This window comes from Rhizobium yanglingense, assembly GCF_977109285.1.
This window is the reverse complement of record NZ_CDSAWY010000005.1, coordinates 1,044,629-1,060,862: the sequence shown is the minus strand read 5'-3', so window position 1 is coordinate 1,060,862 and position 16,234 is coordinate 1,044,629. Positions and strand designations below refer to the sequence as shown.

Sequence of the window (16,234 nt, the reverse complement as noted above, 5' to 3'; positions counted from 1 at the left end):
CCCGGATTGTCGCTTTTAAAATCTCGCACCGAAGCCTTATGAGCGCAACAGAGCGTCTGGGGAGATGAGCGGATGGATAATAGCGGCGAGACCGGGGAAAAGAAAAAAGCCAAGCGGGTGGCCGGCGAACGCGTATTGCAACGCGACCCCGAAAGAACCAAGGCCGCGATCCTGGAAGCAGCTACCCGCGAATTTGCCGAAAACGGCATGGGCGGGGCGCGCGTCGACGCAATTGCCGAGCGGGCGGGCACCAATAAGCGCATGCTCTATCACTATTTTGGCGACAAGGAGCAGCTCTACCTACGTGTGTTGGAGGAGGCTTATGTCGGCATCCGTACAGCAGAGCGCGCCCTGCATATCGGCGACCGCAGCCCGGAAGAAGGAATTGGCGAACTTGCTCTCTTCACATGGCGCTATTTCCTCAAGCATCCGGAGTTTTTAAGCCTTCTCGGTACGGAAAACCTGCACCGCGCCCGCTGGCTTCGCCAGTCCGTCCGGCTCAAGGAATTGCATTCTCACCTGATCGGTGAGCTTGCGCGGGTTCTCGAGCGCGGCAAGAAGGAAGGCGTCTTCATCGAGAACGCCGATCCCCTTCACGTCTATCTGACGATCGCGTCGCTCGGATACTTCTATCTTTCGAACCAACACACACTCTCGACGATCTTCGGGCGCGAACTCATTGAGTCCTCAAACCTCGACAGTTGGGAACGGCATATCGTTCACGTGACCCTCGCCTCGATCAAGCGCTGAATATTCAATATTGGATTTGACTATTGACAGCCCCGCTTCCGATCTGCCATCAAGTAACCGTTTAGTTACTGGCTTGGGAGGGCCGGGCAACGCCCGCTCCCGCCGTTCGATAATTTGGCAGGGAGAAATAAGATGGCTCGTCTGGGGATCATTTTGCACGGCGTTACAGGCCGCATGGGCTACAATCAGCACCTAGTGCGATCGATCCTGGCCATCCGCGACCAGGGCGGTTTGTTTTTGAAATCCGGCGAGCGGCTGGAGATCGACCCCATCATCGTCGGCCGCAACCGCGACAAGATGGAAGAGCTGGCGAAGAAGCACAATATCAAGCGCTGGTCGACAGATCTGGACGGAGCGCTCGCCAACCCGGACGATCAGATTTTCTTCGATGCCGGAACGACCTTGATGCGCGCCGAGCTGCTTTCCAAGGCACTCGATGCCGGCAAGCACGTCTATTGCGAAAAGCCGATCTCCGACGACCTGCAAGTGGCCGTTGACCTTGCACGGAAGGCGCGAAGCCTCCGGCCTCAAGCACGGCGTCGTGCAGGACAAGCTCTTCCTGCCGGGTCTTCGCAAGCTGGCGCTGCTGCGCGATTCCGGTTTCTTCGGCAAGATTCTCTCGGTGCGCGGCGAGTTCGGCTATTGGGTTTTCGAGGGCGATTGGGGCGTTCCGGCGCAGCGGCCGTCCTGGAACTACCGCAAGGGCGATGGCGGCGGCATTATCCTCGACATGCTCTGCCACTGGCGCTACGTGCTCGACAATCTTTTCGGCGAGGTGAAAGCGGTTTCCTGCCTCGGCGCAACGCATATCGGCAGCCGCGTCGACGAGCAGGGCAAGGCCTACGACTGCGATACGGATGATGCGGCTTATGCTACCTTCGAGCTTGAAGGCGGCGTGATCGCGCAGATCAATTCGTCCTGGGCCGTGCGCGTGCGCCGCGACGATCTCGTGACCTTCCAGGTGGACGGCACGCACGGTTCTGCCGTCGCCGGTCTTACGAAATGCTGGACGCAACATCGCGTCAATACGCCGAAGCCGGTGTGGAATCCGGACCAGCCGCAAACGATCGACTTCTACCAGACCTGGGACGAGGTGCCGGATACGCAGGCATTCGACAACGGTTTTAAGGTGCAGTGGGAAATGTTCCTGCGCCATGTCGCCGAAGACGCCCCATGGCCCTACGGCCTAGAGGCGGGCGCCAAGGGCGTCCAGCTTGCGGAGTTGGGCCTGAAATCTTGGGCCGAGCGCCGCTGGCTCGACGTTCCGGCATTGGAGTTCTGATATGCAGACGATCAATCTTCCCCTCGACGGCAGGATCGCCCCCTATACGCTGACCGGAACGCCGATCGAGCTCAAGAAGCGTGACGCGAAAGATTTTCCGCGCGTGGTCTTTGCCGCTGCCCATGTCGTCGCCGACCCGCTGGCGGACAACGATCCATGGCTGACGCCTGCCATCGATTGGGAACGGACCCTCGCCTTCCGCCACCGCCTTTGGGACCTCGGCCTCGGCGTTGCCGAAGCGATGGACACGGCGCAGCGCGGCATGGGACTTGGCTGGCCGGAAGCGCGCGATCTCATTCGCCGAGCGCTTGGCGAAGCACGCACTCGCAAGGATGCGCTGATCGCCTGCGGCGCCGGTACCGATCATCTGGCTCCCGGTCCCGACGTGACAATCGACACGATCATCCGGGCCTACGAAGAACAGATCGAAGCCGTCGAGGCAGAGGGCGGGCGCATCATCCTGATGGCAAGCCGCGCGCTTGCGGCCGCTGCGAGGGGGCCGGACGATTACATCCGCGTCTATGATCGCATCCTGCGGCAGGTGAAAGAACCGGTCGTCATCCACTGGCTGGGCGAGATGTTCGACCCGGCGCTGGAAGGCTATTGGGGCAATCCGGACCACATCAAGGCCATGTCCACCTGCCTGCAAGTGATCGAAGCCAATGCCGCAAAGATCGACGGCATTAAGGTTTCCCTGCTTTCCAAGGAGAAGGAAATCGCAATGCGCCGGCAACTGCCGAAGGGCGTGCGCATGTATACCGGCGACGACTTCAACTATGCGGAACTGATCGCCGGCGACGAACAGGGGCACTCCGACGCGCTTGCTCGGCATCTTCGATGCCATTGCGCCGGCCGCCTCCGCCGCTATGGAGGCCCTCGGCCGCAAGAGCAACCGCGAGTTCTTCGACTTGCTTGATCCGACCGTTCCGCTTTCACGTCACATCTTCAAGGCGCCGACACGCTTCTACAAGACCGGCGTCGTCTTCCTTGCCTATCTCAACGGCCTGCAGGACCACTTCACGATGATCGGTGGGCAGCAGAGCACGCGTTCACTGGCCCATCTCGCGGAGCTTTTCCGGCTGGCGGACAAGGCGCGCGTACTTGCCGATCCGGATATGGCGGTCAACCACATGAAGCGGGTGCTCGCCGTTCATGGCGTTTACTGACGCCGATCGGGAGCGGGAGGAATTCGATATGCAGATCGAAGGACTTTCGATCAATCTTGCGACGATCCGTGAACAATGCGGATTTGGCGAAGCCGTCGATATCTGCCTGAAGCACGGCATCACCAGGATCGCACCCTGGCGGGAGCAGGTCGCGAAAGTTGGGCTCGCCGAGGCCGTTCGCATCGTCAAATCGAACGGATTGAAGCTCACCGGCCTTTGTCGCGGCGGTTTCTTTCCGGCGGCAAACGAGGCGGAATGGCAGAGGAACCTCGACGACAACAGGCGCGCAATCGATGAGGCCGCCGCACTCGGCGCCGATTGCCTCGTGCTCGTCGTCGGCGGGCTGCCGGGCAGTTCCAAGGACATCGGCGCAGCGCGCCAGATGGTGTCTGACGGTATCGCTGCGGTATCGCCGCATGCAGAAGCCGCCGGCATGCCGTTGGCAATCGAACCCCTGCATCCGATGTATGCGGCGGACCGAGCCTGCGTGAACACGCTCGCTCACGCGCTCGATATGTGTGAGCAGCTGGGCGAAAACGTCGGCGTTGCAATCGACGTCTACCATGTCTGGTGGGATCCGGATCTCGCCAACCAGATCGCGCGCGCCGGCCAGATGAAGCGTATCTTCGCGCATCATATCTGCGACTGGCTGGTACCGACAAAGGACATGCTAACCGACCGCGGCATGATGGGCGATGGCGTGATCGATCTCAAAGGCATCCGGCGCATGATCGAGAAGGCAGGCTTCCTCGGCGCCCAGGAGGTCGAGATCTTTTCGGCGGAGAATTGGTGGAAACGGCCAGCCGACGAGGTCATCGCGACCTGCGTCGAGCGATACCATAGCTGCTGCCAAGCATAGTTCGATACATTTCAGCACGCATGAGGAGGATCATTCGATGGAGAAACGCCGTTTTGCGCTGATCGGGACAGGAAATCGCGGAACCACCATGTGGGGCAAAGACCTGCTCGCCGGTTGGCGCGAGCATGTCGATCTCGTCGCGATCGTCGAAAAGAACTCTCTTCGCGGCGAGCGCGCCCGCACGATGATCGGCAGCAATGCGCCGATCTACGAGGATATCGATGCGATGCTGGCCGAGGTCAAACCGGACCTTGTCATCGTCTGCACGCCGGATCACACGCATGATGCGATCGTCGTGCGGGCGCTGGAGGCCGGGATCGACGTCATCACCGAGAAACCGATGACGACCGCAGTCGGAAAAGATTCGCCGGATCATCGACGCCGAGAAGCGTACCGGCAGGCGCGTCGACGTGCTCCTTCAACTACCGCTATGCGCCGACCGCAGCCAAAATCAAGGAATTGCTCGATTCCGGCGCAGATCGGCCGCGTCAGTTCAGTCGATTTCCACTGGTATCTCGAACACGAAACACGGCGCCGACTATTTCCGCCGCTGGCACGCCTATACCGAAAATTCCGGCAGCCTCTTCGTCCACAAGGCAACGCACCATTTCGATCTGCTGAACTGGTATCTCGACAGCGATCCCGAAGCCGTGACGTCCTTCGCCGACCTACAGAATTACGGCCGCAAAGGCCCCTTCCGCGGCCCACGATGCAAGCTCTGTCCGCACACGCATGAATGCGACTACTATCTCGATCTGGAGGCAGATCCCTTCCTGGACACACTCTACGAGGAACCGTCGAAGATCGACGGATATTTTCGCGACGGCTGCGTCTTCCGCGAGGATATCGACATCCCGGATACGATGGTCGTCAGCATCCGCTATCGAAACAACGTGCATGTCTCCTATTCGCTGAACACCTTCCAGCCGATCGAAGGCCACCATCTGGCATTCAACGGCACCAAAGGCCGAATCGAAATCCGCCAGCATGAAGCCCAACCCTGGGAGGTGAAGAAAGAGGATGAGATCCTGCTGATCCGGAATTTCCCCAATGGGAAGGAGGCGGTCGAGCGTATCATCGTGCCGCATTCCTCCGGCGGCCACTACGGCGGGGACGACCGGATGCGCAATATGATCTTCAAGCCGGACATGAAGGACAGGCTTCATCAGCGTGCGGGAACGCGTGCCGGGGCCATGTCGGTGCTTTGCGGCATTGCAGCGCTTCAGAGTTCCCGCACCGGCAAGGTCGTTAATCTCGCCGATCTGATGCCTGAGCTTGCCAATGACGACTCACCGAATTCCCGCAGGGTTGAATAGGCTCAGGCCATCTTTTCGAGATCCGCGAGAGTGACGCGATAACGAAGCGGCTCGCCCTTTAAGAAACGTTCGATCTCGTCCACCGCCATTTCGCCGAGGCGCATGCGCTCCAGTCCGACGGCGCCTGCAATATGCGGCGTCAGGAACAGATTCGGCAGATCGTAAAAGGCCGATGAAGGCTCGGGGATTTCCGGGTCCGTGACATCGATGATGGCATCGATGCGGCCGGTTGCAAGCGTCGCCAGCAGCGCAGCTTCATCGATGATTGCGCCCCTAGCCGTGTTGATGAGCGTTGCGCCGTCCTTCATCAAAGCCAGCCTCTGCGCATCGATCATATGTTGCGTGGAAGGCAGGGACGGCGCGTGAAGCGAGATGATGTCGGAAACCCTCATGAGCGTATCCAGATCGACCTTCTCTGCTCCAAGCCCCTGGGCTTCAGCCACGCTAATCGTCGGATCGAAAAGGACAAGCTGGTAGTCAAACGGCTCCAGCAACTCGATGACGCGACGGCCGATCCGCGATGCACCAACGATGCCGACTGTGCGCCGGTAGTTGCCGATCGCCAAACGCTGCATCGAATGGGTGCGGTCACGGTTGCGGTCTGCCACGTAACGGTCGCGGAAACGGAAAACCTGTTTGCCGGCAAAGAGAATGGCTGCGAGCGTAAACTCCGCGACCGGTGTGGCATTGGCTTCCGCGGCATGGCTGACCGCAATCCCGGCCCTGAAAATCTCTTCACCGATAATGCCTTTGACGGTGCCGGCCGCATGAGCGACAATCTTCAAACGCTTCGCTGCGGCAAGCACCTCACCGCCCACCTGCGGCGCCCCCCAGCCTGTAATGAGGATTTCCGCCTCCGGGAGCACGCGCCGGGCGCGCTCATCAGAGAAATTCTGCAGCGGCTCGCGGTCGAGCAAGCGGCCGATGACTTCCAGGCGTTGAAGCAACTCATCCGAGACGACATGTTCCGTGCGCCCCGGGTGCATGGCAAACGCGATGCCGGGACGGCTCATGGCATCTGTCCCGGCGCGACAATGGCGCTGACCGTCACGCCGTGTTCCTTCACCTGCTGTTCCAAAGCTCCGATGTCCGGGACAACAGGGCGCTTCATCCAAACCCCGGAAACAGCTTGCGGATCATTGACTGCGAGCACTGCCGCAATCAGCACGGTCTCACCTGCGGGGATTTCGCCGCGCAACTGCGGCACCAATGTCTTTGCAACAATGAGGTTCGTATTCGGCAAGGCTTTCTGCGCAAGGCCGGTGCGCGTCACGGTCGAGCCAAGATCGGCGATGCCGGAAAAATCACTCTCGCCGATGACATGCGCGGCACCTGCTTCTGCCGAAAGAGTATCAAGATCGAAATCCCGTTTGGCGATAGCGAAGCCGCCTTCGGACGTCTGCAGCGCACGTGGCGTATTGATCCTGTGAACGCGAATATGCCAGGGCGCTGCCGGTACGAGCCATGTTTCGACCGAGACATCCTTGAACGGCGACCACTTCGAATAAAGCACGTTGCCGGCAATCTTGGCTTCCGCATTCGTCTCGCGAACTCGGTAATGCAATCCATCGTCGCTGAAAGCCAGCGCCGAATCAAAAGCGCCGCCGGCGAAATTTCGCTCGTCGGCCTCAACACTGAATCCGTAGCGCGCTGAATATGCGAATTTTGCGTATTTTTCCGTTCCAAAACGCATCTGCAAATTTTCCTGGCCGGAAGAAAGCGCCACGACATCGCCGCCCGCCCGTATCATGACCATGCCCGGATGGCGCTGCGGGGAGACGGCGACCGCTTCCGGCGCCGTTTCCTTTGACGTCCAGAACGGATGATCTGCTGGAATTGCGAGCGGCAAGAAGGCCTTGAAAGCCCAATAGGGCGAGCCTGCAGAATTATAACTCTCCGACATCAGCAGATTGGGATAGCCGAAACCGATTGAAAGGATGCCGTCTCGGTTCGTCATCGGCTTGTCCCTCCACCAGCGCAGATGCTGGAGGCAAAGATGCTTGACTTCACCCCAGGGCAAAGCTTCGAGGTCGGCGAAGGCAAGCGCCGACCAGAAACCTGCGCAGGCGAAACGGTATGTCAGGCTGCGGCCGAAGGGGATCGTCGCACCATCGGCTGCAAACCAGTTCTTGAAATCCTTCGCAAAGAGTACTGCTCGCTCGCGGTATCGCTTGGCATAGTCATCATCGACAAGCTTTGAATAAATCAGGCCGTAAAAGTGCATCGCGAAGGGAATGTAGTGATCGATACGGCGGACATTGCCGTCCCGATACCAGCCATCGCCGATATAGAAGCCCTCCAGCTCTTCCAGATATTGCCTAGTGAGGCTGCGATCGAAATCCGCGCCCAATCGGTCAAGCGCGATATCGACGAAGATGCGGAAGAACTTCCAGTTGTTGTCGGCGTAGTCAAACTGGCGCGCGTGTTTGAGATAAGCGATGACGTTGTTTCGGGCATGCCCATCTAGTGGCTCCCAGATCTTTTCCGGGACAAGCGCCAGCGCAAAACCGAGCGCGGCAAGCTCCACCATGCGCTGGTCGCGGCCGTTGATCGTGCCCCAATATTCCGGATGCTGCGGATCGGCGCCATTTGCGAGGCCTTCGGCGAAACGTTCCCAATGCTCGAACCGGCCGTTTCCCGCACCCAAAGGGGCAAGACCCCACAGGGGCCGGGCGAAGCCTTCCAGATCGGCCGCGGCACGATCGAAATGCGCGCCGGCGCCATCCAGCCGCACGCGGGCATTGCCCTTCGAAAAATAGGGCAGCAGTGGATCGAAGAGATCGAGAAGCGCGCGGCCCATGTGCTCGCGGGTTTCGAGCGGGTTGCCTGCAAGCGGATTGGCGCTGGCCGGATCATAGGTCATCGGAATCACTCATGAGGTTGGAACATCAGATACGGTGCCCCCGGCAACGGGGATGACCCCGTGGCATACATGACGGGCGGGGGCCGCCCGGTCGCGGAAACGGGAGATCATCAGACCGATCGCCTCCCGGCCAAGCGCCGCACGATCGACGCGCATGGTGGAAAGCGGCGGATTGGTCATCAATGCGCAGGGCAGATCGTCGAAACCGACGATCGCGAAGTCTTCCGGCACCCGAAGGCCAGCTTCCGTGACGGCTTCCAAGACACCGACCGCGATAAAATCGTTCATGCAGAAGGCGGCAGTGAACCCGGCGTTCTCCGCAAGAATCGCCGCCGTCAGCTCATGCGCCTCGCGGCTGGCACTGCCATGAAACGTCATCGGCACAAGCCGGCCGTCGGCATCCGGGACCGAGGCTATCGCCGCCTCGAAACCGCGAACACGCTCGCGGATCGTATTGCGGTGGGAACCGGTCAGATGGAGGATGCGGCGGTGGCCGGCCTTCAGCAGCCGCTGGGTAGCCTGGAAGGCACCGAAAAAATTGGAAGGCGAAACACCGTCGAGGCGGAGCTGAGGATCCGTCCCGTTGACGAGGACAACCGGAACCTTCTCGTCGTCGATCCAGCCGCGCAAAGCCCCACTCGGATCAATGCCGACGAGAAAGAGACCCTCGGCACGCGCCGACTTCATATAGTCTCGAATGACCTCGGGCGTCGCGCGGTCTTCCCGAATGAGGCGAACCTCAAACGACATGCCGTGCTCGGCTGCCGCCGTACGCAGACCCTCGACGATGGAACTCGTAGAAAACGCTCAGTCCGCCCGTGACCCCATCGCTGGCAATCAGCGCAAGTCCTCCCGGAACCGCTTCCGGAGCAGACCTCACCTGGTATCCATGCTCAGCCGCCACCCTCAGAATATGCTCGCGCACGCTGTCGCTTATGCCTGGCTCGTTGGCAAGCACGCGTGAAACCGTCGAAACGGAGACGCCTGCCAAGGCTGCGATGTCGGCCTGACGCGGCCGTCTGGATTTGATTTCGTTCATAACTCAAACATATGCAAATCATGCAAATTTGCAACGGGAATATAATTTGTTGCAAACCGAAATAATTTGCGTACTCTACCTGTGACATGCTCGAGAACCGTTGGAGGACGGCACGGGCAGGCGACAAAGGAGGATCATCATGCAGATCAATCGACGTTCATTTCTGATGGGCTCGGCCGGTGTGGCTACGGGCCTCGCAGTCGGCGCGGGTAGTGCCATCCCGGCATTTGCCGAAGACGCGCAGCTGCGTGCCATGTGGTGGGGTTCGAACGACCGCGCCAAGCGTACGCTGGAGGTTGCAAAGCTCTATCAGACCAAGACGCCCGGCGTCACGATCGTCGGCGAGTCGCTCAGCGGCGACGGCTATTGGACGAAGCTCGCGACGCAGATGGCTGGTCGCGCGATCGCCGATGTGTTCCAGCTCGAGCCCAGCACGATCTCCGACTACTCAAAGCGCGGCGCCTGCATGCCCCTCGATGAGTTCGTTCCCTCGGCTCTCAAGGTCGACACCTTCGGCAAGGATATGCTGAAGCTGACGACCGTCGACAGCAAGCTCTATGGCATCGGCCTCGGCCTTAACTCCTTTGCGCTCTTTTTCGATCAGACCATCTTTGAAAAGGCTGGACTTCCCTTGCCGACGCCGGACCTCACTTGGGACGAATATGCCAAACTGGCCGTCGAGCTTACAAAAGCTGCCGGCAAGGACAATTACTGGGGCGGCCCTTACGGCGCGCGCTATGCCTATGTCTTCGATGCCTGGCTGCGCCAGCGGGGCAAGAGCCTTTACGCCAATGGCAGCCTGGGCTTCGACGTCGAGGATGCCAAGGAATGGTACAGCTTTTGGGAGGACCTGCGTAAGAAGGGTGGCACGGTCGCGGCGGATGTACAGACGCTCGACCAGAACACCATCGACACCAACTGCCTGGCGCTTGGCAAATCGGCGATCGGCATGGCCTATTCAAACCAGCTCGTCGGCTATCAGCTGATCTCGAAGAATAAACTGGCGATCACCATGCTGCCGCGCGAAAGGAAGGGTGGTCCCTCCGGCCATTACTACCGTCCCGCGCTTATCTGGAGCATCGGAGCGACGACGAAGAACGGCGAAGCGGCGGCCAAGTTCATCGACTTCTTCGTCAACGACATCGACGCCGGCAAGATCCTCGGAGTGGAACGGGGTGTACCGATGTCAGCGACCGTCCGCGAGGCGATCCTGCCGAACCTTAACCCGACGGAGCAGGATACCGTCAAGTACGTCAACCTTCTTAAGGATCAGGTCGGCGATTACCCGGCACCTGCCCCGCTTGGCGCGACGGAATTCGACCAGCGCGTCCTTCGGCCCCTCGCTGACGAGCTCGCGTTCGAACGCACGACGCCCGCCGATGCCGCCGCTCGCCTGGTGGAACAAGGCAAGGCAACGATCAGAAGCTGAATCCAGGTTTCTCCTCCCGCAAGGCCCGCCCTCGTGAACTGACCCCTGACCGTTGATGTCCAACTTTCAGGGGTCAGTTCAGCGTGGCGGGCCTCTTGATTGAGCGTTGGTTGCGGGGCGTGAAGCTAAGAAACTGATGACCTCCGGCCCCGCCGATAGGCGGGCGCGCCCAGGCGGAGGGCGACCGTAAACGGGTTCCCGGAACGCTAGGAATGTGCGGGTTTCCGCTCCCCCAGATTCTCTCTCCCGATCCGGAACCACGCCACGTAGAGCGCCGGAAGGAAAAGAAGCGTCAATGCGGTACCGACGACAATGCCCCCCATCATGGCGTAGGCCATGGGACCCCAGAAGACTTCCCGGGAGATTGGAATGAGCGCCAGGGTCGCGGCCGCCGCCGTCAGCATGATCGGACGCATCCGGTGCTCCGTCGCCTCGACGACGGCGCGCCATGGGGGCACGCCTTCGCTCCGAAGCTGTTCGATCTGCACGACCAGGATGACAGAGTTCCGGATCAGGATCCCTATCAGCGCAAGCACGCCAAGAATTGCGACGAATCCCATGGGCGCGTTACTGAAGAGCAGTGCTATAACCACACCGATGAGTGCCGTCGGAGCCACTGCGAACACCAGGAACAACCTGCTGAAGCTTTGCAACTGGATCATGAGGATCGTCGCCATGGCAAACAACATCAGCGGCGCGACCGCAGCGATCGGTCCTTGCGCCTTCGCGCTTTCCTCGACGGAACCGCCGTTGGCGATGCTGTAGCCGGCTGGAAGACCCTTGCGGAACGCATCGACTTTGGGCTGCAGTTCGGTGACGATAGTCGCCGGCTGGGTCGGCCCGACGACGGCAGCCTTGATGGTGATTGTCGGCGTGCGCGTGCGACGCCAGATCGTCGGCTGCTCCAGCTCGTAGCGGAAATTGGCAACTGCCGAGAGCGGTACCGATTTGCCGTTTGAGCCAGGCAGCTGTAGGTTCTGCAGCGTCTCGATGGAGCCGCGCTCCGAGGTTTGGGCCCTGCCGATCACGTCTATGAGATAGATGTTGTCCCTGATCTGCGTGGCTGACGATCCCTCCACGATCCCGTTAAGGGTTGTTGCAATGTCTTGCGACGAGACGCCCAGTTGCCGCGCCTTGTCCTGCAGAACGTCGACCTTCACGACACGCGACGGTTCATTCCAGTCAAAGGTCATGTTGGAGAGCAGCGGATGCTGGCCGACGATGCCCGCAAATTGCTGGGCGATATCGCGAACCTTCTGGATATCCGGCCCGCTGATGCGATATTGCACAGGCTTGCCGACCGGAGGCCCGATGTCGAGGAGCTTTACGAACGCATCGGTCCCGGGGAAGGTTTTCGTCAGATAGTCCTGCAGTTCGCTCTTGACCTCGTCGCGAACGTCAAGCCCCTTGGTCACGATGATGGTCTGCCCGAACGACACGTCGGGCGTCTGAACATCGAAGGACAGGATGAAGCGGGGAGCACCTTGTCCGACATAACTCGTCCAGTGCTCTATATCCTTATTGTTCGCGAGCATCTCCTGCTCGAACTTGGCCATCTGCCTGTTCGTCTCGAAGATCGAACTGTTGTGCGGCAGGTTCCAATCGACGATCAGTTCGGGTCTGTCCGAGGAAGGGAAGAACTGCTGTTGCACAAGGCTCATTCCACCGATGGAGAGTGCGAAGGCAACGACTGTCGCGCCGATGGTGATCCAGCGCCACCGCATGGAAAGGTTCAAAAGCCACGAAAAAGCTCTCGCCAGCCGGCCTTTCTGATCATGATGCGACTTCATCGTCTTCGGAAGGATGCTCACGCCCAAAAGTGGCGTGAACAACACTGCGACGATCCATGAGACCAGGAGCGAGACAGCAATCACCACGAAAAGCGTGAAGGTAAATTCGCCCGCGGCACTGTTATTCAAGCCGATGGGAATGAAGCCGGCGACCGTTACGAGTGTGCCCGTGAGCATCGGGAAGGCCGTAGACGTGTAGACATGGGTTGCCGCTTTTTTCAGATCGTCTCCTGCTTCGAGCCGGGCGACCATCATCTCGACGGCAATCATCGCATCGTCGACGAGAAGGCCAAGCGCAATGATCAGCGCGCCGAGCGAAATACGCTGCAGCGAAATGCCCGAATAGGCCATGACGAGGAACGTGATCGCCAACACAAGAGGGATCGAGATTGCGACAACCAGGCCCGCGCGAACGCCTAAGCTGATGAAACTGATCGCAAGGACGATGACGACTGCTTCGAACAGAGCGCGCGTGAAGCCCGAGACCGCTTCGTCGACGACGTGAGGCTGATCGGAAACGCGCTGGACATCCACGCCGATCGGCAGATCGGTCACGATGCGATCCATCTGCTGGTCGAGCGCCTTGCCGAATTCCAGCAGATTTGCCCCGGTCTTCATGCCGATGGCGAGACCGATCGCGGGCTGACCGTTGTATCTGAACAGTGACGACGGAGGATCGACATAGCCGCGTTTGATCGTGGCAACATCGGTCAGCGGAAAGAACCGGTCATTGACACGCAGGTTGATCGACTTGAGGCTTTCCTCCGATGTAAACTGACCGCCGACGCGCAAGGCGATACGCTCTGGGCCGGCGTCAACGAAACCCGACTGAGTGACGGCGTTCTGCGCCTGCAGCGTCTCGATAACCGATTGCTGGTCGATACCAAGGGCTGCAATCTTTCGGGTCGAAAATTCAAGGTAGATCGCTTCGTCTTGCGCACCGATAATGTCCACCTTGCCGACATTGGGAACGGTCAAGACTTTTGCGCGGGCGTCCTCGACAAGGTCGCGAAGCTGGCGCTGCGTGAGCCCGTCGCTGGTGAAGGCGTAGATATTGCCGAAAACGTCGCCGAAGCGGTCGTTGAAAAATGGCCCCACGACGCCGCTCGGAAAATCTCCCTTGATGTCGTCGATCATGTTGCGGACGCGCACCCAGGTTGGGTTGACATCCCGGGCCTTGGTGGTCGGCAATAGCTCCACGAAAATCGTTGTCCGTCCGGCAACCGTCTCGCTGCGGGTATAGTCAAGCGACTCAAGCTCTTCGAGCTTCTTCTCGATACGGTCGGTGACCTGCTTGGTCACTTCCTCCGCGGATGCACCGGGCCATTGCGCCTGGATGATCATGGTCTTGATGGTGAAGTCCGGGTCTTCTTCACGGCCGAGACCGATGTAGGAAAACGCGCCGGCAAGAATGAAGACGATCATGAAATACCAGACGAGCGAACGGTGCTCGAGCGCCCAGTCGGAAAGATTGAATTTTTTCACGGGTTTTCCCCTTGATCCACCCTGACAGCCTGGCCGTCAGTAAGCTTGTGAACACCGGCAACGACGACGCGTTCACCCGGATTGACGCCTTCAGCGATGCGAATGGTGCCTCCTTCCGCAACGTCTCCGTCCATCTTGATCGCCCGAATGGAGACCTTGCCGGCCGTGGTATCGACCACCCAGACGTTCGGCTTCCCATCCTTCGTCAGCACCGAGGACGATGGGAGCAGGATCAGTGGCTGAGCGGCGATGGTCGCAGTTGCCGTCACGACCGCGCCCAGGCGAAACGCCGCCGGCGGGTTGACGAGCGTTATCTTCGTGCGGCGTGTACGGGTCGTCGTCTCGGCTTCGGGTGCAATTTCTCTAACGACACCGCTCGCGCGAATGGTTGGATCTAGCTGGAGGGAAACCTCGAAGGGCGATCCCACCTTGAGGCCGTCGAAGCTCGCATCCGGTATGTCAATGACCGCATCCCGCTGATCGGGACGGGCAATGGTGGCGATGCTCTGGCCTGCGGCGACAACCTGGCCCACTTCCGCAGAGGTCGCCGTCACAACGCCATCGAATTCTGCGCGAAGCTGCGCATAGCTCAATTGTTCTTCCGCCTTGTCCAGATTGGCCTGCGCTTTTGCAACGGCAGCAACGGCACTGCGCCGCCCCAGTTGAGCCTCCTCGAAAGCGGCCTCGCTTCCAGACCTTGTTTCGGTCAGACTCCGTTGCCGCTCTTCCGTGGAGACAGCATTTGTCAGCTGTGCCTGCGCATTGGAGAGTTCGGACTGCGCGCTTCTGAGCGCAAGCTCTAGCGCCAGCGGATCAATGGCGGCAACGACGTCACCCTTCTTGACGATGTCGCCGACGCTGACCTTGCGGGCTATCACCCGTCCGAGGACGCGAAATCCAAGTTCGGTCTCGATCTTGGCCTCAACTGTGCCTGGCAGGCTCAGGGACGAAGCGGCTGTTGATTTGGCGACGACGGAAAGAACAGGGCGGGGCGGTTCCTCACGCGCTTCATCCTGCCTCTGGCAAGACGACAGCAGCAATGGCCCAAGGAGCAGCAGCCCGGGTGTTACACGGATACTCATTTCGCGGCCTCCTTGTCATATGAGACGACCTCGTTGGGCCGTAGGAATTTGGTACCATCGGATACGACGATTTCACCTGGAGACACGCCCGTGCGCACGGCGAACCGGCCGGTCCCATAGCTGGAAACATCAACCGGCCGGATGGACACGCTGGACGACGACGGGTCCACGACCCAAACGGCAGGCTGGCCACCCTTCGAGGCCATTGCCGACCATGGCAGTTCGATTGTGTCCTGTGTGATGGAACGGAAGGAGCCGACGACTGGAGCGCCAAGCGACATGTCCGGCGCCCCTTCGAGACCTACCTTCACCCTGATCGTTCCGGTCGATGGGTCGATGGTTGGCGAGATCTCGCGTACAGCCGCATCTACTTTCCGGGATGGAGTCGAAAGCAGGCCAACCGTGACTTTGTCCTCAAGCTTTCGTCCGAGATAGAGGGATTCATAGACGTTGAAGACCGCGTCACGCGGTCCTTCATGGGCAAGCGTGAATATCCGTTGCGCAGCCTGCGCGACCTGGCCGATCTCGGCGTTTCGCGCCGTGATCACGCCGTCGGCATCGGCGCGCAGCTCCGTGTAAGAGAAAGCGTCTCGCGCCGTGTCGAGTTGGGCTTGCGCCGATTTCAGGCTTCCTTGGGCCGTCAGCAGCGCCTCCTGAGCCTGATCAAGCGCGGCACGGGTCGTGACCTGAGCCTTAAAGAGATTCTGCTGCCGACCGAAGGCCAGCTGGGCTTGCGTCTGCTGGGCTTGAGCTGACTGCAGGTTCGCTGTGGCGACATCCAGATCGGCCTTCTGTTCCTCGGCGTCAATGCGCGCAAGCACCTGCCCTGCCTTTACGAACGCGCCGACATCGACAAGGCGCTCGACGATCCGTCCGCTGACCCTGAAGGACAGGTCGCTCTGCACACGGGCGCTTACCTCGCCGGTGATGAAGTTGATTTCGCCGACAGGTGCAGTCTTCACGACGACAGTCTCCACCCTCTTGGGCTTCACCTCATTCGTGGCCTGCTTCTCGCACGACGAAAGCGCGACTGCGCCTGTGGCCAGCAAGGCGGCGACAAGGATAGTTCTCATGAATTGACCTCTTGCATCCGTTCGCGCGATCGATATAATTGACTGACTCATTAGTCAATAGAAACTGCGGAAAAATTGCCTGATGCCGAGCCACGGAATG

Annotated in this window: 8 protein-coding genes and 4 pseudogenes; 6 read left to right on the top strand and 6 right to left on the bottom strand. The window is 60.0% G+C overall.

The window, feature by feature from the left end:
* The first annotated feature begins 72 nt into the window (after nucleotides 1–72).
* The 5 genes and pseudogenes from ACW4PC_RS14790 (at nucleotide 73) to ACW4PC_RS14770 (ending at nucleotide 5,373) form a co-directional block, all read left to right on the top strand.
* The gene (locus ACW4PC_RS14790; RefSeq protein ID WP_455874273.1) at nucleotides 73–750 is read left to right on the top strand and encodes a TetR/AcrR family transcriptional regulator; all 678 of its coding nucleotides are present in this window, start codon (nucleotides 73–75) and stop codon (nucleotides 748–750) included.
* A 132-nt stretch (nucleotides 751–882) separates the two neighbouring features.
* Nucleotides 883–2,032 (top strand): annotated as a pseudogene (locus ACW4PC_RS14785) (Gfo/Idh/MocA family protein).
* A 1-nt stretch (nucleotide 2,033) separates the two neighbouring features.
* A pseudogene (locus tag ACW4PC_RS14780) lies at nucleotides 2,034–3,198 on the top strand (dihydrodipicolinate synthase family protein).
* A 28-nt stretch (nucleotides 3,199–3,226) separates the two neighbouring features.
* The gene (locus ACW4PC_RS14775; RefSeq protein WP_455875023.1) at nucleotides 3,227–4,057 is read left to right on the top strand and encodes a sugar phosphate isomerase/epimerase family protein; all 831 of its coding nucleotides are present in this window, start codon (nucleotides 3,227–3,229) and stop codon (nucleotides 4,055–4,057) included.
* Nucleotides 4,058–4,094: 37 nt separating this feature from the next.
* Nucleotides 4,095–5,373: pseudogene (locus tag ACW4PC_RS14770) on the top strand (Gfo/Idh/MocA family protein).
* 2 nt (nucleotides 5,374–5,375) lie between these two features.
* Here the strand turns inward: ACW4PC_RS14770 and ACW4PC_RS14765 are convergent.
* The 3 genes and pseudogenes from ACW4PC_RS14765 to ACW4PC_RS14755 form a co-directional block, all read right to left on the bottom strand.
* On the bottom strand, nucleotides 5,376–6,386 hold the full coding sequence (locus ACW4PC_RS14765) for a hydroxyacid dehydrogenase (RefSeq protein ID WP_455874272.1): 1,011 nt from the start codon (nucleotides 6,384–6,386) through the stop codon (nucleotides 5,376–5,378).
* Nucleotides 6,383–8,236 (bottom strand): DUF2264 domain-containing protein, encoded by a 1,854-nt coding sequence (locus tag ACW4PC_RS14760; protein ID WP_455874271.1) that lies wholly within the window; start codon nucleotides 8,234–8,236, stop codon nucleotides 6,383–6,385. Before ACW4PC_RS14760 ends, ACW4PC_RS14765 begins: the two co-directional genes overlap by 4 nt.
* A pseudogene (locus ACW4PC_RS14755) lies at nucleotides 8,226–9,275 on the bottom strand (LacI family DNA-binding transcriptional regulator). Before ACW4PC_RS14755 ends, ACW4PC_RS14760 begins: the two are co-directional and overlap by 11 nt.
* 139 nt (nucleotides 9,276–9,414) lie before the next feature.
* Here ACW4PC_RS14755 and ACW4PC_RS14750 point away from each other — a divergent pair.
* The gene (locus ACW4PC_RS14750) at nucleotides 9,415–10,704 is read left to right on the top strand and encodes an ABC transporter substrate-binding protein (RefSeq protein ID WP_455874270.1); all 1,290 of its coding nucleotides are present in this window, start codon (nucleotides 9,415–9,417) and stop codon (nucleotides 10,702–10,704) included.
* A gap of 206 nt (nucleotides 10,705–10,910) precedes the next feature.
* Here ACW4PC_RS14750 and ACW4PC_RS14745 read toward each other — a convergent pair whose 3' ends face one another.
* Genes ACW4PC_RS14745 through ACW4PC_RS14735 form a run of 3 tightly spaced genes read right to left on the bottom strand, consistent with a single transcriptional unit; the run spans nucleotide 10,911 to nucleotide 16,134 of the window.
* Nucleotides 10,911–13,979, bottom strand: a complete 3,069-nt coding sequence (locus tag ACW4PC_RS14745; protein ID WP_455874269.1) for an efflux RND transporter permease subunit — start codon at nucleotides 13,977–13,979, stop codon at nucleotides 10,911–10,913.
* The gene (locus tag ACW4PC_RS14740; protein ID WP_455874268.1) at nucleotides 13,976–15,061 is read right to left on the bottom strand and encodes an efflux RND transporter periplasmic adaptor subunit; all 1,086 of its coding nucleotides are present in this window, start codon (nucleotides 15,059–15,061) and stop codon (nucleotides 13,976–13,978) included. Before ACW4PC_RS14740 ends, ACW4PC_RS14745 begins: the two co-directional genes overlap by 4 nt.
* Nucleotides 15,058–16,134 (bottom strand): efflux RND transporter periplasmic adaptor subunit, encoded by a 1,077-nt coding sequence (locus tag ACW4PC_RS14735; RefSeq protein ID WP_455874267.1) that lies wholly within the window; start codon nucleotides 16,132–16,134, stop codon nucleotides 15,058–15,060. Before ACW4PC_RS14735 ends, ACW4PC_RS14740 begins: the two co-directional genes overlap by 4 nt.
* Nucleotides 16,135–16,234 lie beyond the last annotated feature (100 nt).